Below are 19,032 nucleotides of genomic sequence, written 5' to 3' on the forward strand. Positions count from 1 at the left end.
AAAGAAATCATACCGCCTATTTCATGTGATGACGAGAAAGATATGGGTGAACAATTAACGCAACGGCCAAGATCCCCAATTCAAAAAGAGCAACAAGTGGAACCCAAAGCCCCATCATTGTAATTACATCAGGAGGAGTCAGCATGGCAGAGACCAGAGCAAAACCAACGTATACATAGCGTCTCATTTTTGCTAACGACTGCTTAGTCACTATTCCCATAAAACCGAGAATAAGAAGTATATTTGGTAATTGAAAAATAAGTCCTAGAAAAACGAGAACCTTACTTGAAAGAACGAGATAATCCTTAAGGCCAATTGTTGCTTCTACATTCTGTACTCCGAATCCCATTAACGTTTCAAATGTGAGAGGAAAGACAATGAAGTAGCCAAAGCTTACACCAGTAGCGAAAAGAAAGAGGCCTATAATAAGGAAAGGCTTAACGGCCTTCTTCTCATGATCGTAGAGACCAGGCGAGATAAACTTCCAAACTTGGTAAAACCATAAAGGACAAGAAACAATAACACTTGAGTAAAATGCTACCTGAAATTGAGAAAGTACCTTATCAAGTAGTCCAAGATAAACAACTTTGCCCCCACCTGAATCTCCTAAAGCGTTTCTAAGTGGTCTTAGTAAAATCTCTTGGATAAGGTCACCATAGGCATAGCAAACAACAAAAGATACTAAAATGATGATTAGTATCTTAATAAGCGCAGAGCGTAACTCTTCTAAATGGTCAATTAATCCCATCTCTTTCAAAACTTACCCTAGTTTTCCATCCATACTTAAAGTAAAATAAATTGATACTAATAATTTAACACAGTTAGAACAAATGAAATACCCATTATTAATTTTTATTGTTAATTTAATGATTACTCTTCCGGCCCAGGCCAAGACGATATTACTATGTCTAGGACAAGAAGAAAGCTACTATGCCAAGAGGCACGATACGGGGCCACGTTATCATTTAAATCAAATTATGATCAATGAGATTTCTTCTGTTGGTAACCCTCAGTTCTCAAAGGGTTATTTCAATAAATTCTGTTCTGAGCCAAGTAAGTCACCAACTTTAAAGCTTCTTAAGGCCTTAACAACAGGCCAGAGAAAAATCTTTGACTTTAAAGAAGAAGACGGAGGTATTGGTGTTCAATATTCGATGTCGACTTATAATGAGTTTCGTCTGAAGTCCATTAAGATTCTTATCGAATACCTTGCGAAAATTCAAATACAAGCAAGCAGTCCTGATTGCCTTGAACAAAATATTCCAGGATTAAAAGAGTTCTATGCTCGCTATCGCTACCTTGAAGGAGAAGTAGGTCTCTCAACTCTAAAAGGCTCAAAGGAGTCCCTATTAAAAATTTATGGTTCTCTAGAAAATATTGATGTCATATTAAAGAAATGTAAAAAAACTAAATAAAGAAAATACTTAACTCAGAGTCCTGTGCCGTTATTTGAGAAACAAACTCTTTAGAACTCATGGCCTCTTCGTCACCAATAATATAGAGATGATGGCCAATAAGTCCCTCGATACTAATTCCTCCAAGCTTTTCAGCTAAAGGGTAAATATCTTCTAATAGAAATTGATAGGGCCTTTTACCTGCTACCATATCTTTTTTAAAGGCATTGAAACTCACAGCTGGAATTACTTTTTCTTCGCGGCTTGTTTTAAACATTGGGATGATATCTGAAAGACAAGAACCACATCCACCTGCGGCCTTTGATAGGTTCGTAACAGTTAAAGCATCACTTGCTCCCCTTTCTATTAGCGCAGCAACTTCACTGCGACTAACACCAAAACATCGACACAGAGTATTCTCTGTATCAATGGCCATAAGTTGATTAGGAGAGAAGTAACTTAATACTTCTTTGTATAAGCTAAATAGCTCTAGTGACTTTTGTGCGTTTTGCCTAAGAGTATCTTCAATTTCAATTAATAATTGGCTTTTAGAGTTCTTTGCTCTTTCAAGAGTCTTAACAATGAGCTCTTTTAAAGAGCAATCATCACTTTCGACAAAAAACTCACGCACTTCATTGTGCTTAGAAAACCTAAGCTCAATTCGACATGGATTATTAATTTTTAAATCTGGTGCGATTAGAGTCGTATTCACTATTAAGGATGAACCTCATCGCTTCTAAGAGTTAGAATCTCAAAGCCACTTTCTGTAACTAAAATAGTGTGTTCAAATTGCGCCGACCACTTCTTATCTCTTGTAAGTACAGTCCAACCATCTTTAAGAACTTTACAGTCTTTTGTACCAAGGTTGATCATAGGCTCAATCGTAAAAGTCATCCCAGGCTTCATCTCCGCGCCCTTACCTCTTTTACCAACATGAACAACTTGTGGGTCTTCATGGAACTCACGTCCAATTCCGTGTCCACAATAATCTTCAACAACGCCATAGCCGTGATCATGTGCAATCTCCATAATTGAAGCGCCGATATCCCCAATATGACCACCTGGTCGAACTTGCTTGATCCCTTCCATCATACACTGGTAAGTAACATCAACAAGCTTCCTAACTTCATCAGAAACGTTTCCAACAAGGAAGGTCTTATTTGTATCACCATGGAATTTATTTAAGTATGTTGTGACATCGATATTTAAAATATCACCATCTTTGAGAACATCTTTTGTATTTGGAATTCCATGACAGACAACTTCATTAAGTGAAGTACAAACAGACTTTGGAAAACCGTGATAATTTAATGGTGATGGATATGCACCATTTTTAATAATATATTCATGACAAAGATTATTTAATTCCTCTGTGCTTACACCTGGTTTTACGAATGGTTCAATATACTCAAGAGTTGATGCCGCTAACTTCGACGTAGCTCTCATTAATTCAATTTCGCGTTTCGACTTGATCGATATCATACTTTTCCCTTCAGTTCATTCTAAGTGCTTAAATATACATACCTTTTAACATAGTTTGAACCACTAAAGAATAGACAAATTAAAAATTTTACAATTTACAACACGCTAAGTACTTAAAATGGCATAATGGCGCGAAACAAATCAATATTTAGGACATAAAATGAAAACTATTATCGCCATTTTCCTCTTAACTGTGAACGTATTCAATACGCAGGCTCAAACTATGCAAGATGAAAAAGTATTCTATTCAACGGTGACTCTGATTAGTGAAATTCAAGAAAGAGTCAATGAAGCAGGATATGATCCATTAAACAATGGCCAAAATATTAGAGAGCTCGAAAAAATAATAAATGCCAGTAATAAACTTGTGAATGTTACAAAAGAATACTCTAATATTCTCTACCGACAAGCAAACAACGATAAACCTATTAAAGGTGCAGACCTGGCCATTTTTGCAAGACTACTAGACACATTAATTCTAATTATGGAGAAATCAAGTCTTTACACAACTAAAAGCCTATCCAACAACCGTTCATATTCAGAATTAGAATATACACAAATAAAGGTCACAAACCTGCTTGCAAAAATTAATTATGTAAATCTCTACTTGGTAGTTCATGACGTTTTTTATAAAAATCCAACAATAAAAAAATTATCGAAAGAGATAATTAAAATAATTGATGATGAAAAGAAGATTGAAATTATTAAACAATTCTCAAAAATTGCAGGAAGTGAAAGATTTAATCGTCAACTGCAAAATGATATTAAACTATATATTGACTACCGCTACTACTATCTAAAACTACTAAACCCTGATTTAACAAGAGGTATTGTACTAATTGATAATTTTGAAATCGAAGAACGTTTTCTTGCAAAAAGAATTCCTGAAATAGAAATTAACGATGTTGGTGACTGGTTCACTGAAATCTTTAATCGAACGACGAACTTTGTCTCAGGAATGTTTGGAAATCTTGTTGGAAAATTACGTTTCCGCCACGGTTATATGCATGAAAATGAAATGATTTTAAACGACCTTGAGTCCATACTTAAACCACTTGATATTATTGCGGAGAAAACACCTTTTGCAGCAACAGACTTTTTTATTCCTGGCCACTTTGGTCATGTCGCAATTTATCTTGGAACAGAAGAGAAGCTAAAAAATGTAGGTCTTTGGAACACTCCTTTTATACAGCAGTACCACAACAAGATTCGAGCGGGTAAAGTTATTGTCGAGTCGATTAGACCAGGTAGTCGCCTTGCTTCACTTGAGGAATTTTTAGAAATCGATGAAATTACTATTATTCGTGAAAAAGGTATATTAGATAATAAGTGGACAAAGGAGATGGTAACGAAAGTCGCTCTTGAACAACTTGACAAGGAATATGACTTTAACTTTGATGTAACAACTCTTGATAAAGTTGTCTGCTCAGAAGTTCCATATCACGCATTTGGACACAAAAGGTGGCCAACAAGCTATATTCTAGGCAGAAATACAGTATCCCCAGATGAGATTATCGCGAATGCATATTATAAGGACTCTCAAATTGAGTTTATTAGTTCCATAAAAGCAAACGAAGAGCAAAGATTATTCAAAATTTCAAAAGAACAAATGGGAAATAATCTTGGTTTTGAATATGATAGCTCAAGAGATATATATACGAAGATGTACAAATCATGTCGTTTAATAAAAATTGCAGATAGTGATCGCTACTCAAATATAAATGGTCGATATCGCACTTATAAAAAGTGTAAAATGAACAAGAAGGACTTAATTTATAGCGCCTTCTAGTAAAGAAAAGAAAAAATTGCTAGATTAAGGATATGAACTATTACTTCTATCGACCAGAAATATCAAGCTATCAAGGAGAGGCCTTTCGCGTTAAAGAAAGGCAATCTCTAGAGCAACTTGGCGTCAAGTGCGTGGATACCCCTATTGAGATTCCAGATAATGAAAATGTTATTGTAATCTCAACTAGCTACACAGATAACGAAAATATCGTAAGTTCGCTTAAGCATACAAATATTGCATTATGGATTCATCCAAACTCAGGCTATGACAACTTCTCACTTGATTTTGTGAAAAACGCAACCTTCCCTATTGTGTTAGGAAATGAGATCAGAGCAAATGCAGTGGCACAATTCTACCTTCAATCCCTCTTGAATCATCAAGGAAATATTCCTCAGCGTCATCAATGGGATCAAGCTAGGACTTACAATAGGAAGCTACTTCACACAAAAAAAACTCTTATTATTGGACGTGGTCCAATTGGAGAAAGACTAGGGAATGCACTTGAAACACTAGATGTTAATGTTAGCTACTATGATCCATACGAAAATAAACAACAAAATACTAAGTACTTTCAAGAAGAACTGACTAACTCTGATATTATCATCATGGCCTGTTCATTAAATAAGACATCACATCACCTTCTCAATGAAGATATTTTCTCCCTCTTAAAAAATGACGTTCTCATCATGAATGCTGCAAGAGGCAAGCTAATCGATCAACAGGCCTTGGTAAGTTTCTTGAGTAAAAATAAAGAGGCCCATGCTATTATTGATGTCTTTGAAAAAGAGCCAATTGAGTTTAGTGAGTTCAATCACCTTTCTAACATAACCCTCAGCTCACATATTGCAGGAGTCTATAAGGGGATTAACGATGCTATTATAAAATTTGAAAAACGCGTTGTTAGAGACTATCTTCATGATCAGAAACTTGAGCTTTATAAAACAGCTCTGCTAAGCTCTCGAGTAAAGGGTAATTTTTTAATTTAAGGACCATATATATGACTAAAACAAATGAAACATTATTAAATGATTATCTATGCCCTCCAGGTTTTGGAGTATTCACAGTAAATACTGCCAAGGAAAGAAAAGATAAGTTAACTAAAGTTCTCTATAACACAACTCAAGATCAAGATATCAAAACAGCTTGGACTAGTGAACTTTCAAAGCTTGCAGTTATTAATGGTTGCGCTATTTTAGGAGTAGCCTCTGACTGCGGCGGCGGAATTCAAAGAGGTGCAAACTGGGGGCCTTTATTTCTTAGAAATACACTAATAGAAGAACATCTTGAAGTGTACCAGCAATGTTTTGACTTAGGAGATATTAGGGTAATACCTCACCTATTACACGATAAGTATTTAAATGACGAAACAATAAAGAGTGCTCAGAATGCACTATACGGGGGAAAACAATTAAGTGTTTCTCCACTTAGTATTGCAAAAGCAAGTGTTGATGAAGTTTTCAAAATAAATAAAGAACTAAAGATCTTTAGTATTGGAGGAGATCACTCAGTGAGCTTTCCACTAGTTAAGGCCTGGATCAATAATCGTAGATCGCTTGGTAAGAAAGTTGGGCTTATTCACTTTGATGCACACACTGACCTTTTACGAGAAAGACTAGGAATTGATTACTGCTTTGGTTCATGGCTAACGCATGTATTAGATGATCTAGAAACACCTAAGCATTGCTACCAATTTGGTATTCGCTCAACAGGAAAATCAAAAGAGCACTGGGAAAGTGAGTTTGGCCTAAATCAATACTGGGCCAAAGATGTAAAAGAGATTGGCGCAAAGGAACTAGCACTTAAAACAATTAAAGAACTTAAGGCACAAGGAATCGAAGAGATTTATATCAGTTTTGATATTGATGCCCTTGATGAAAGCGTAGCGAGTGCTACAGGAACACCTGAGCCAGAAGGGTTAATGCCACATGAGTGTGCTACAATGATTAAAGAGTTTACTAATGCCTTTAAGCTAACTGGTGCAGACATGGTTGAAATTGCTCCGCTAGTAGGTTTAAGCAAGGAAGGCTCTCGAACAACACTAGAAGTAGGAGCAGCAATGAGCTCTCTTATGATGGAGGCCATGATTAGTGCCAATAATTGAGTTTCCCCCAGTTGAGATCGCAGATGAGCAAGGGCTATTAGCAATTGGTGGAGACCTACACCATGACTCTCTCCTATTGGCCTATCAAAGTGGAATCTTCCCCTGGCCAATTTCCCAAGAGTATCCCCTTGCTTGGTTTTCACCCCCACAAAGAGGTGTTATTCGTTTCGACGACATTCAAGTAAGTCGCTCTCTAGCTAAATTTGTCAGAAAAAGTGACTGGACAATATCATTTAATCAAGACTTTTTAGAAGTTATCAGACAATGCCAAGAAGTTCACTCAGGCTCTTTAGAAGGTACATGGATTACTGACGAAATCATTGAAGGTTATTTTAATTTGTACCATCAAGATCTAGCCTATAGTGTAGAAGTTAGAGATGAGAAGAACTTACTTATTGGCGGGCTCTATGGAGTTAGCATGGGGCATTTCCTAAGTGGTGAGTCCATGTTCTACAAAGAGTCTAATGCTTCAAAGGTTGCCCTATTAGCAATTCTTTCAGTAGTATTAAGAAATCAGATTCCATTTCTTGATACTCAAATGGTGACACCTATTACTAAATCTTTTGGAGCGATTGAATTAGATCGTAGTATCTTTATAAGTGAAATTGAACAATTATTTAACCAAACACCTATCAAGTTTCCGCATACGAGAGTACCCGTAAAAGATCTACTTAAGTCTTTTTAATTTTAAATATAAAGCGGCCCTCTTAAAAAAGATCGCAATACGCCAACGGCTTTGATAAATATTTTTAGATAGAATCATTTTACAATTTCCTCTTCACTAATACCTAAAGCATTCCATTCACAGGCAATTTGTGAAAGAGCGAATTTCTTTAGTCTCTTTGAGAAGTATTTTATATTTGCCATTGTCGGCGAAATTAAGTGAAAGCGATCGATTACACCATTATCTTTAAGATATGAAATTATTGAAATTTCACCTGAAGATACTTGTGTTGTCGCAAGAAATATCCCCGTTTTTACCGGGCCAGCGCTTAGCTCAACATCTTTCCTTATAATAGGATATTCTTCACAAATTTTAATAATATTTGAATAGGTATTCTTTAATTCTTTTAGTCGAATTAATAGGAGTTCATAAGTTGTTCCATTCAAAGCGAGGAACTCAGTATTTATAAGATCGCTATATTCGTAGAAAGGCTCATACTTTTTACTATTATAGTGATAACCATAGCTTTGAAGAGGCATCGACTTAAGTGAAAAGTCTAGGGCACCAAGATTTGAGTGGAAGTAGCTTTCTAAATTTAAAAAGTACTTATTCCCTTCTATCGTCTGGATGATATCATTGATAATTTCCTGATAATCATGAATTCGATCTCTAATATCATAGACCCATTTACGATCTTCACAATTAATTAATTCACCGAGCTCGTCTTTGGATTGCATCTTCGAAAGATTTGTTAAATTATTTAGTGTCTCAAATTGATAATTTAAAATTTGATGTAACTCTGTAAATGATGACAGGTTAAAGACTTTCTCTAAACACTTTAGATTCTCAAGAGCACAAAGAATTTCATAAATAAACATACGATGAATTTTCACTGAACTACTTGTCTCTAGGTTTTCAATATACTCAGTTAGCTCAAGACATAACAAAGACGTGATACTCTTTAGAGGTAAATTTGATTTCAATAATAAGGAGATGGCCTCTTCTAGACTCTTCCCCTCAATTTTCTTTTCTAAAGATTCTGACTTACTAAAATCAAAATCAAAGTAGGTATCACTTATACGATTTTCATTGATATTAAAACGCACTATAGAAGTAGAAAATGGATTATTAAACTTTTTAACCGGCACTTCGACTTCTTCACCTGTATTTTTTAAAGGTGAATGGTACGATTCACATAAAGAACCTTCGAGATTATCTTTTTCTAAGTGATACTTGCTAGCTGGTGTAATAACCTCATATTGTATACGGTCTTCTTTTCGATAAAAATGAACGCCAAAGTTTCGATTAACTTCGGCCTCAAACCAAGTCATAGACTCAAACAAGTGAGCAAATGAAAGCGCTGTTTGTCCATAGCCTAATGAAAGGGCGTAGAAATATCTTTTGTGGTCATTCAAGTTTTGAAATTGGTAAATGAGTAAAAAGCGCGAGTTTAAAAGATTATACTTTTCCTTAAGCTCAGCTGCGTTTAAGAGATCAAGACATGACAGGCCAGAGAAAACGATATGCTGATCATCAAAGTATGAAAGCATAAGCATTGAAAGCTCTGCTTTTGATTTTATCTGAATTTCATTCGTGATATCAAAAATATTCATCTATTTAATTTTCCAATTACTTTAAATTAAGTCTTACATCGTATGGAAAGATTGTCTCAACTTCTTTATCTGGAGCACAACTTTGTTTCTTCCCATTTGACCACACCCAATTATATATCTTTTGATTGAATGTGTCTGCACCACTATCGTATTCAATATAACGATAATAAGGGGCCCCTGAGTTAGCAGCACTAGATAATAATGTGACAGCTGCAGGAAATGAAGCTGCAATTTCACGATCGCGACATCCCCCAATTAATTTTCTTTGATCGACAACAAATCTACCTTTGCTATCCCTAACATTACGTACCCATGTCTTTAAACGACAGTCAAAATAGTAGCCTGTTTGAACTGCATTTTCAAAGGCCGTTAAAAATTCCAGCTTCCAATGCTTATCCTTCTCCTTTTGAATATTAAAAGGACGCACATACTTTCGACATAAACTAAAACGATCAAGGTGGTTACGATAAAACTCAACAAATCGTTGAGAGATCCCTTCTTCTTTACTAAAAATTACAAGGGCATCATCGTATACCTTACGACATGAAGTTTTCAATGTTTGCAATTCACTGTTAGTAAACAAGTGGCCAGAGTTGATAACATACTTAAGAGCACGATTAGGTAGGATTGGAGATTCTAAACGATAGGCACCCTTAAGCTTTCTCCCCACATCATTACGCCCCATTGAATTTTCAATAAAAGCCTTCGCATATTTCCAGTCCACATACTTCTTTAGGGAATTTAGCCCTTGGACCTCTTGAAGAGACTCATCAAGCATGCTCTTTGCTATTAGAATGACTTCTGAGTTCCAGTCATCATTTAAGTCACAAAGTCCTGTTAAGCAAGACTTTAAGATATGGCCACCGATGATTTGAACTTGAATGGTTTCTTCACGTGGGAAGCTACCATCAACAAGGTATTTTAAGTCACCGAAGACGGCCACACGCTGAGGCTTTCCATTTCGCCCCAGAAGTCTTGGGATAACGGCCCAAGAAAAGTTTGGAGTTGATATATTTGATGTGTAATCATTCCAAATATCTTTTTCTTTGCAAAATTTACGCTCTTTAAAAATTCGACCACTAACTAAGTCAAGTTCGAAATGAACCTCACTATCACGGGGCGTTGTAATAAAGACGTCAACAAGCTTAGTACGCATATCCATACGTGGTGCAAAGTCGAAAAATAAGTGAGGAACGACTCTCCCCTCATAAGTTAGATAATTGAAATTACCTTCTCCTGAAAACCAAGTCGGCTTAACCTGAGAAGTTGGTAGTACAATTTTTTTTGTTGCACATCCAACAATGAAAATTACAAGTAAAAGAAAAATGAATTTAGTAGTTTTTTTGAATTGACAAATATACACGTTATAGTCCAAAATCGTTAAACACAAATAGCGGTTCGGTGTTGGAATTGGTAGACAATCTGGATTTAAAATCCAGTGGGGGCAACCCCGTGCGGGTTCAAGTCCCGCCCGAACCACCATTCCTTTTCTTAATTATCAACGGATACATTTATTTAATCAAGGACTTAGAGTGATTCAGTCCGTTTTTTTGAAACGCATTGCAAAATTTTAAATTATGCAGCTTTAATTGACTCGTCATTATTATTAAGAATTTCAATCATTCGCTCCCCAATCACTTCCATGATCGAGTCCGATACAGATTCAAAGCGCATTCCAAAGCCTCTAGGACGATTCTTTGAAGCTCTCATAATAGTGAAATCAACTGCGATAGCGCGCCCAAAAAGCCCCTCTGAGATATAGATTGTGCCACGAGTATTTTTGTCAAATTCTTTTTCAAATTTTGTAACTTCAATAAATCCCCCACTGAGGGAAAGATTTGTCAGGTAGCCCTTGTACTCTTTTTGAACTCCGACAAGTGAAAATGAAATCAATTCTTGAAGATCAACTCGGTATTCAGTTCTTTCAATTAGATACTTATTATTTTCTGGATTTTCTTTATCTTCTGAAACCAATTTCGCTTGCGTATTAAGTTCAAGGCACTCTTTAGCGGCAACCCATGTGGCACCGGCCTTCCTTTTAACAAGTGTTTCAGGCGTAATAATGTTCTTTTCTAAATCAACTAGCATTTCATCAAAGCGTAAGGGCCCAACAACACCGGCACCTGTGTCATATTGCCATGACTTCTTATTTGAGATTTCGAAAGACTTACCATTCTTAAGTCCTTCAATATTTAGGCGATCAAGTTCTAAATCATCAACTTGAGCACGAGTTGCTATTTCAAGGCCACCACTTGAAATATCAAACTCTCCAGTAGCTTCTTCACTTAAGTCGATCTCAACAGTACGGTCCTCATCTTCTAAAGTAAGAGAGTTACGTGAAATAAGATTAATCTTAGGCCCAGCACTTTTTGCTTCGTGTAGTAGTGACACATCTTCAATTTTCACTTCTTCATTAACTGCAGAAATACCGATTTTACTATCTGTATAACTCTTAAAATTTTCTAATTCTTTTTCAGCGACTTCAAGCTTTGCATTTAAGGCCTTGGCCTTTGCAATTACCTTTGAAAGATTCTTTCTTGCAATTTTATTTTCAACGGCAAGGTTTTTATATTTAATTTTTAAAGCATTAAACTTCGATTGATATTCTTGAGAGTTTGAGTTTCCATCTTCCAGCTCACGTGCCGTCGATAAAACTTTTGTAATTTTACGATTAACATCACTAATAAGATGTGTTTCATCTAAGATTGACTCTAACTTACCAATAATCACATCACTTCGGTCACTACTTGATGAGCCAACCAGTTGAGTAATGTCTCCAATTCTCTCTTCTACACTCGAGATCTTTTGACTAAACTCTTCTCGAAGTTGATCTCCGATTGTAGATATTTCATCTTTAACAATTTTAGAAATTGCGTTTAGTAATTCATTATTATGAGTACTCTTCCCCACTAACTCTTCTTTTTTAATACTGTATCCGTCTGGCGCAGAGACTGGCCTTTCAAATACTTCGGGGCTTGGCCTTAAAGCATCAATCACAACTCGAGGAAAACTCATCTTAGATAACTCAAGCCACTGTGACTTCTTAACATCAAAACCAAATTGATTAGAGAAAACGACACCAGAGAGCGCTTCAACGTAGAGATCATTAATATCGATCTCTCTAAAAGTTGTGAATGTATCTGCTATAAAGATTTTCTTCAATATATCCTCAGCTGTTCTAACTAGTATATCGGTAAGATTTAAACTAAAATTTAATAATATTAGTAGTTTACTCTGTTTTTGTTTACAAACTTCTATTTGAGAGATGATAAGGTATTGAATTGTGGAAACTTCCAATAAAAATCACTTAGTAAGAAGAGAAGAAGAATTGGCCAAATTAATTGGCTTTCAGGTGCAAGTTGTTGAAAAAATCGAAGCAAGATTAAACAAGAGAGAACGAACTTCACCAGGAGAATTCTATCTTTGTGGCCTACAAGAAGAGGCCATTAATACTTCCCTCTCAGACTTCTATGAAATTCTACTAAGAATCAATGAATTGAATCATGCTAAGGAGATCGCCATCTGTGATATCGGAGCCTCTTACGCAAAGATGGCCTTTGTAGCCAATCACTTTTTTCCAAATATTAGAGTGATAAGCATCGAGCCAGTCAAAGAGAGAATTGATTATGCGGCAGCTAAGCTATCAGATTCAAAACACATCTTTATCAATGATATCTTTCATAAAGACTTAATCAAAGACTATAAAATTGATTACTTCTTTCTCTATTTCCCTGTTGGAAAGGTTCTAAATGAAATCATAACAGAAGTAGATGCTCCTATTATCGCCATCGAGTCCCATGGTGAACTTTTAAACCGCCTTGGACATAGCTTCTCTCACAAAAAGAAACTAACTAAACTCACCTTTCCACGCCATAACCCTTATAGCTTTATTTTTTCTCATAAAGAAGAAACGAGATTGTTTAAGGCATTTGAGGAGCTTCAAGAAAAAGATGATGATCTAATGATCATCGATGATCAAAACCCTTGGTTAGCAGATTCAGAAGGCCTAAAGCACTACTTTGACGACGAAGAAAAGATTACTCTTGAGCTCAAGTGTCCTCCTCGAACAATTTACTTCACTGATGGAATAGAAACAGTAAACTCTTGTAACTTATCTCAAGAAATACAGCAGCTCATTCAAAAGCGTCGTGCTAATGAGAAAGTCGATGGATACCTAATTCGAAAGATATTTTTGGATGGGAGTTTTGAATTGTCGAGTGGGGAGATAAGAAAGAGAGACTTTCCCATAGCTCCAGAGGCAACAAAGCCGACATAAACGTCGGCTTGTTGAATATATTTTTTTAGCTAAAGTTCTGGGGAGCCTATAGTGCGTCAAATCTTAGCGTCGCTAAGATGCCGCACTAGATGTTCAACGGTTTTTTATCAAAAGCATCAAGAGCAGCTTCTTTGAATGCTTCAGAGTAAGTTGGGTGCGCATGACAAATGCGTCCAATATCTTCAGCAGCAGCTCTAAACTCCATTGCAGTCACAGCTTCAGCAATTAAGTCTGCAGCACGTGGGCCAACAATGTGAACCCCTAGAATCTCATCAGTTTCTTTACAAGCTAATACTTTTACGAAACCAGCTGATTCATTTGAAGCACGGGCACGACCACTTGCTTTAAATGGAAACTTACCTGCTTTATAAGGAGTTTTATTTGCTTTTAATTCTTGCTCAGTGACACCAACAGAAGCAACTTCCGGCCAAGTATAAACAACACCTGGAATAAGGTTGTAGTTAATATGTGGCTTTTGACCAGCGATGATCTCAGCAGCAACAACACCTTCCTCTTCCGCTTTGTGAGCAAGCATTGCACCAGTTGTAACATCACCGATTGCATATATATGTGGAACGTTAGTTCTTAAGTGATCGTCAGTGATTACACGTCCACGCTCATCAAGATTTACACCAGCATTCTCAAGACCAAGATTATCAGTATATGGACGACGCCCAACGGCCATTAGGCAGTAGTCACCTTCAAGTTTAATCTCTTCTTCATTCGACTTGGACTCCCCTTTCTTCTTGGCCTTAACAACAACTTTTGCGCCTTTTCTTACGACTTCAGTTACACCATGACCAGTATAGAATTCCATACCTTGTTTCTTAAGAACTTTAGTCATCTCTTTTGCACAATCTTTATCCATCGTTGCAAGGATTGAGTCTGCATATTCAACGACAGAAACTTTTGAACCAAGTCTTAAAAAGACAGAACCAAGCTCTAGGCCAATAACACCACCACCAATAACGATAAAATGCTTTGGAAGAGTTTCAAGTTTGAGAGCTTCAGTACTCGTTATGATTCTTTCTTTATCAATTTCAATTCCAGGAATTGTCGCAGGCTTTGAACCTGTAGCAATAATGAAATGCTTTGCTTTAAGAATTTCTTCTTTTTCACCTTCAACTTTTAAAGTGTGTGCATCAACAAATGATCCAAAACCATGGAAAGTTTCAACTTTGTTTTTTCCCATCAGGTAAGTAATACCACCCGAAGTATCAGCAACAACACCAGCTACACGCTCGGCCATCTTCTTAATGTCGGCCTTAACTTTTCCAGTTGTGATTCCGTGTGCTTCAAACTCGTGAGTCGCCTCATGAAACTTCTCGCTTGAATCAAGCCATGCTTTTGATGGAATACAACCTACGTTTAGGCAAGTTCCACCAAGAGTATTATATTTTTCTACGATTGCTACTTTCATTCCAAGTTGTGAACAGCGAACAGCGCTGATATATCCACCAGGACCTGAACCAATTACAACAACATCAAATTCTTTACTCATATTTATTCCTTTTATGGGTGCCATGCACCTTTGGTTTCGCATTTGCGAAACAAAAGGTGCATGGCACCTAACTTAATTAGATATCAAGAAGCATTCTAGCTGGATCTTCTAACATCTCTTTTACCATCTTAAGGAATGTTACCGATTCCTTACCATCGATAATTCTGTGGTCATAAGATAGTGCAAGGTACATTACAGGGTGAATAACAACCTGTCCGTTAACAGCTACTGGTCTTTCAACAATATTGTGCATTCCTAGAATCGCAGATTGAGGAACGTTAATAATTGGCGTTGAAAGCATTGAACCAAAAACACCACCATTTGTAATAGTAAATGTTCCACCAGTCATTTCATCAACAGTAAGCTTTCCATCACGACCTTTAAGAGCAAGTCTTCTTACTTCTTTTTCGATCTGAGCTAGACTTAAACTTTCTGCGTTTCTAATAACTGGAACAACTAGACCCTTTGGAGTTGAAACAGCGATACCAACGTCAGCATAGTCGTGATAAATGATATTTTCACCATCAATTTGTGCGTTAACACCTTTGATTTCCATAAGAGCTTTTGTACATGCTTTTGTGAAAAAAGACATGAAACCAAGTCCGATATCGTGCTTGTCTTTAAAAGCATCTTTATACTTCTTACGAAGCTCCATTACATTATACATATCAACTTCATTGAAAGTTGTTAGCATTGCCGTTGTATTCTTAGCTTCCACAAGACGCTTAGCAATTGTCTTACGGATACGCTTCATTTTTACTTCTTCTTTTGCTCTGCTTGCACCACCCGTTGGAACTTGAGTTTCAATCGTTGGAACTTGAGTTTCAATCGTTGGAGCAGGAGCTGCCTTTGCTGCTGGAGCCGCTTTCGGAGCAGCACTTGCATTCATAGCGTCAGCTTTTGTGATTCTTCCATCTTTACCTGAACCGGCCACAGAGTTTGCACTCACACCTTTTTCAGCAAGAATCTTTGCTGCTGCTGGAGATGGATAATTCTTGTCGTTGGAAGAGCTCGCTGCTGGCGCGCTCGCTGTAACTGAAGTATTGTCTGTTGTCGATTCAGCAGGAGCACTTTCTCCAGCTGGAGCCGATGCAGAAGTATCAAGTTCAGCAACTACTGCACCAATTTCAAGTTCAGCACCTTCTTCAGCGATAATCTTAATAACACCACTTTCTTCGGCCGGAAGAGGAAGAGTTGCTTTATCTGATTCAACTTCAACTAGTTCATCACCTTCACTAACGTAGTCACCGTCAGCTACTAGCCACTCACCTAGAGCAACTTCTGTAATTGATTCACCAATTGGTGGAATAGTAATTTTTACGATTGCCATTTTCTTTTCCTTATTTATTTAAATGCATTCTCTACAATTGTTTCTTGTTCTTTCATATGTACTGACGCGTAACCTGTCGCTGGAGAAGCTGATGCTTTTCTCGAAATACAATCAATTTCTCTGAATGTATCACGCCAACGATTGAGGTGCATCCAAGCGCCCATATTTGAAGGCTCTTCCTGTACCCAACGATGAGTTGCATTTGGATACTTATCAAGAATTGCCTTAATTTTATCTGTCGGAAGTGGATATAGTTGCTCAAGACGAACAACAGCGACATCTTTGCGATCATTTTCTTGTTGGTACTTTAATAGGTCATAATAGATCTTACCAGTACATAGAACAACTTTCTTAACGTCTTTTGGGTTAACCCAAGAGTCATCAAAAACTTCTTCAAATTTACCAGAAGTAAAATCTTCAACTTTTGACTGACATAAAGGATGTCTTAATAAAGACTTTGGAGTGAAAACAACTAATGGCTTTCTAAACTCCCATTTAAGCTGACGTCTAAGAGCATGGAACATATTCGCTGGAGTTGTGATATTACAAATTACCATATTCTCTTCAGCACATTGTTGTAGAAACCTTTCTGGACGACAAGAAGAGTGCTCTGGCCCCGCTCCTTCATAACCGTGCGGTAGAAGCATAACTAAGTTACTCATTCTTCTCCACTTACTTTCTGCAGCAGAAATGAACTGGTCGATGACAATTTGAGCACCGTTTGTGAAGTCACCAAATTGTGCTTCCCAAATATTTAGAGCATGTGGTGTTGCTTGAGAATAACCATATTCAAAGGCAAGAACAGCATATTCTGAAAGTAGAGAGTTGTAGATATAGAAGTCACCTTGACCAGTTGTTAAGTGTTCTAGACCACAATAAGCCTCATTAGTTTTTTCATCAAAAACTTTTGCGTGACGGTGAGAGAATGTTCCACGTATTACGTCTTCTCCAGAGAAACGAACATCGTTACCTTCTGTAAGAATTGATCCATATGCAAAAAGCTCAGCTAGTGCCCAGTCAATTTGGTCACTTTCAAAAGCGGCCTTTCTTTGATCAAGAAGTTTCTGTGCCTTTCTTAACGTTTTAAAGCCTTCAGGTGTTTGAGTGATTGATGAAATAATATTTTCAAGTGTCTTCTTATCAACACTAGTATCAGGTGAGTTTGCGAAGTCTTCAAGTGTAGAGAAGCGAACATCTTTCCACTCTCTGTGTGGGCCTGGAACTTTCTTCGGAATAACATTTTGTTTAACATTGTTGAAACGATCAGAAAGAAGACTCTTGTATTCTTCTTGCATCTCTTTGGCCACAGCTCTATCAACAGAACCATGACTAGCTAATTCTTCGATATACATTTCACGTGGGTTCTTATGCTTTGATATCATCCCATAAAGTTCTGGTTGAGTATATTTCGGCTCATCACCTTCATTGTGGCCGTGCTTACGGTAACAAACCATATCAACGAAAACATCACGCTTAAATTTTTGTCTAAACTTAACAGCAAGCTCACATGCGTAAACAACGTCTTCTGGACAATCACCATTGACGTGAATAACTGGGATATTTAGCATCTTAGCAACTGATGTTGAGTAGTGAGACGAACGAGCATCTGTAAAGTCAGTTGTGAAACCAATTTGGTTATTGATTACAAAGTGTAGAGAACCACCAGTGCGGTAACCAGGAAGCTCGGACATTTGAAGAGTCTCATAAACAATTCCCTGACCTGCAACAGCAGCATCACCGTGAATAACGATTGGGATAATTTTACTCTCATCTCCTCCGTATGCGATATCAATCTGAGCACGAGCATAACCAGTAGCAACCGGAGAAACAGTCTCTAAGTGTGATGGGTTTGGCAGAAGCTTTAAGTAAACTTCACTATTGTCTTCAGTTTTAGTTACAGATGTAAATCCCATATGGTACTTAACATCTCCATCTCCTTGACCAGCTAATTGCTCAAGAGAATTTCCTTCGAATTCAGAAAAGATATACTCATAAGTTTTCCCAAGAGTATTTGCTAGAATATTTAGACGTCCACGGTGGGCCATACCAATAATAAACTCTTTAGCCCCTAATCTTGCACCTTCATTAATAAAAGCATCAAGGCCCGGGATCGTCGACTCTCCACCTTCGAGCGAAAATCTTTTTTGTCCCGTGTATTTTGTTTGTAGAAAGTTTTCAAAAACATTCGCTTCATTTAGCTTATGTAAAATTCTTTTCTTTTTATCAACACTGAAATCTTTTTTAAGATAAGTTGTTTCAAACTCCTCTCTAAACCAACGTCTCATTTCAGTATCCGTTGAGTGCATATACTCAACACCGATCTTTCCGCAATAAAGCTTACTCATGTGATCCATGATATTTTTAAGAGTCGTTGCACCTAGGCCAACAAACTCACCACATGTAAACACTTCGTTAAGGTCAGCATCTGTCAGGTCATAATCCTGTAGAGAGATATGAGCATGACGATCAAGCCTTGGACGAATCGGGTTAGTGTCCGAAAGAAGGTGTCCTCTTGATCTAAATGATTGAATTAGTCTGAATACGTTGAATTCTTTACGTAACTTCTCATCACTTACTTCACCACCGGCACCTGTGCTACCTTTACCGGCACCGAATTCAAAACCTAGAAAAAAGTTGCGCCAACTTTCTTCTACTTCCATCGGGTTTGATTCGTATTGTTCGTAGAGAGAGTCAATGTAAGAAATGTCTGAACTTGATAGTGTTGAAAAGTCGAATTTATCCATTTGATTAAAATCCATTTTACCGCTTTGCGGCTATTACAAAATTAATAATTTAGGCACGTTAATATACCTTATATGTTAACAGTTCGTGAAGTTTTCTTTTTGCACAGGCAAGCTTTGACTAGATAAAAATCAAAGTGA

Annotated in this window: 15 protein-coding genes and 1 tRNA gene; 7 read left to right on the forward strand and 9 right to left on the reverse strand. The window is 37.0% G+C overall.

Going from position 1 to position 19,032, the window contains the following annotated elements:
• Positions 1-16: 16 nt before the first annotated feature.
• Complete coding sequence (tatC, locus tag M902_RS05175; RefSeq protein WP_052607397.1) at positions 17-748, reverse strand: twin-arginine translocase subunit TatC; 732 nt, start codon at positions 746-748, stop codon at positions 17-19.
• An 82-nt stretch (positions 749-830) separates the two neighbouring features.
• On the opposite strand from tatC, the gene M902_RS05180 reads away from it, so the two are divergent.
• Positions 831-1,415 (forward strand): hypothetical protein, encoded by a 585-nt coding sequence (locus tag M902_RS05180; RefSeq protein ID WP_040314159.1) that lies wholly within the window; start codon positions 831-833, stop codon positions 1,413-1,415.
• On the opposite strand, the gene M902_RS05185 is transcribed toward M902_RS05180, so the two are convergent.
• Positions 1,408-2,106 (reverse strand): (2Fe-2S)-binding protein, encoded by a 699-nt coding sequence (locus M902_RS05185; protein WP_021266954.1) that lies wholly within the window; start codon positions 2,104-2,106, stop codon positions 1,408-1,410. The genes M902_RS05180 and M902_RS05185 overlap by 8 nt on opposite strands.
• Positions 2,107-2,108: 2 nt before the next feature.
• Positions 2,109-2,876: a type I methionyl aminopeptidase gene (map, locus tag M902_RS05190; protein ID WP_021266875.1), complete on the reverse strand. Its 768-nt coding sequence runs from the start codon at positions 2,874-2,876 to the stop codon at positions 2,109-2,111.
• Positions 2,877-3,036: 160 nt separating this feature from the next.
• Between map and M902_RS15775 the strand changes: the two genes are divergently transcribed.
• From M902_RS15775 to aat, 4 genes are read left to right on the forward strand one after another with little or no spacing between them, the layout of a single operon-like run.
• Entirely contained in the window at positions 3,037-4,665 is a 1,629-nt protein-coding gene (locus tag M902_RS15775; protein WP_021266798.1) for a YiiX/YebB-like N1pC/P60 family cysteine hydrolase, read from the forward strand.
• A gap of 32 nt (positions 4,666-4,697) precedes the next feature.
• A complete protein-coding gene (locus tag M902_RS05200) occupies positions 4,698-5,651 on the forward strand; it encodes an NAD(P)-dependent oxidoreductase (protein ID WP_021267059.1) in 954 nt (317 codons plus the stop codon).
• A gap of 11 nt (positions 5,652-5,662) precedes the next feature.
• A complete protein-coding gene (locus tag M902_RS05205; protein ID WP_021266955.1) occupies positions 5,663-6,766 on the forward strand; it encodes an arginase family protein in 1,104 nt (367 codons plus the stop codon).
• Complete coding sequence (gene aat / locus M902_RS05210) at positions 6,753-7,451, forward strand: leucyl/phenylalanyl-tRNA--protein transferase (protein ID WP_021266825.1); 699 nt, start codon at positions 6,753-6,755, stop codon at positions 7,449-7,451. The genes M902_RS05205 and aat overlap by 14 nt, the downstream gene beginning before the upstream one ends.
• 74 nt (positions 7,452-7,525) lie before the next feature.
• Here aat and M902_RS05215 read toward each other — a convergent pair whose 3' ends face one another.
• Both M902_RS05215 and M902_RS05220 read right to left on the reverse strand, forming a co-directional pair.
• The gene (locus M902_RS05215) at positions 7,526-9,043 is read right to left on the reverse strand and encodes a hypothetical protein (protein WP_021266902.1); all 1,518 of its coding nucleotides are present in this window, start codon (positions 9,041-9,043) and stop codon (positions 7,526-7,528) included.
• 16 nt (positions 9,044-9,059) lie between these two features.
• The gene (locus tag M902_RS05220; protein ID WP_021266930.1) at positions 9,060-10,406 is read right to left on the reverse strand and encodes a hypothetical protein; all 1,347 of its coding nucleotides are present in this window, start codon (positions 10,404-10,406) and stop codon (positions 9,060-9,062) included.
• Between the two features lie 32 nt (positions 10,407-10,438).
• On the opposite strand from M902_RS05220, the gene M902_RS05225 reads away from it, so the two are divergent.
• Positions 10,439-10,525: transfer RNA gene (locus M902_RS05225), tRNA-Leu, on the forward strand.
• A 93-nt stretch (positions 10,526-10,618) separates the two neighbouring features.
• Here M902_RS05225 and M902_RS05230 read toward each other — a convergent pair.
• Complete coding sequence (locus M902_RS05230; RefSeq protein WP_021267101.1) at positions 10,619-12,205, reverse strand: PilZ domain-containing protein; 1,587 nt, start codon at positions 12,203-12,205, stop codon at positions 10,619-10,621.
• Between the two features lie 121 nt (positions 12,206-12,326).
• On the opposite strand from M902_RS05230, the gene M902_RS05235 reads away from it, so the two are divergent.
• The gene (locus M902_RS05235) at positions 12,327-13,319 is read left to right on the forward strand and encodes a hypothetical protein (protein ID WP_021266630.1); all 993 of its coding nucleotides are present in this window, start codon (positions 12,327-12,329) and stop codon (positions 13,317-13,319) included.
• An 85-nt stretch (positions 13,320-13,404) separates the two neighbouring features.
• Here M902_RS05235 and lpdA read toward each other — a convergent pair whose 3' ends face one another.
• The 3 genes from lpdA to M902_RS05250 all read right to left on the reverse strand — a co-directional run bounded on the left by lpdA (position 13,405) and on the right by M902_RS05250 (position 18,909).
• Positions 13,405-14,820 (reverse strand): dihydrolipoyl dehydrogenase, encoded by a 1,416-nt coding sequence (lpdA, locus tag M902_RS05240; protein ID WP_021266615.1) that lies wholly within the window; start codon positions 14,818-14,820, stop codon positions 13,405-13,407.
• Between the two features lie 76 nt (positions 14,821-14,896).
• Positions 14,897-16,150, reverse strand: coding sequence for a 2-oxoglutarate dehydrogenase complex dihydrolipoyllysine-residue succinyltransferase (gene odhB, locus M902_RS05245; protein ID WP_021266834.1), 1,254 nt, complete (start codon positions 16,148-16,150; stop codon positions 14,897-14,899).
• Positions 16,151-16,164: 14 nt separating this feature from the next.
• On the reverse strand, positions 16,165-18,909 hold the full coding sequence (locus tag M902_RS05250; protein ID WP_021266772.1) for a 2-oxoglutarate dehydrogenase E1 component: 2,745 nt from the start codon (positions 18,907-18,909) through the stop codon (positions 16,165-16,167).
• Positions 18,910-19,032: the final 123 nt, after the last annotated feature.

The sequence above is a fragment of the Bacteriovorax sp. BAL6_X genome (genome assembly GCF_000443995.1).
Taxonomy (GTDB): domain Bacteria; phylum Bdellovibrionota; class Bacteriovoracia; order Bacteriovoracales; family Bacteriovoracaceae; genus Halobacteriovorax_A.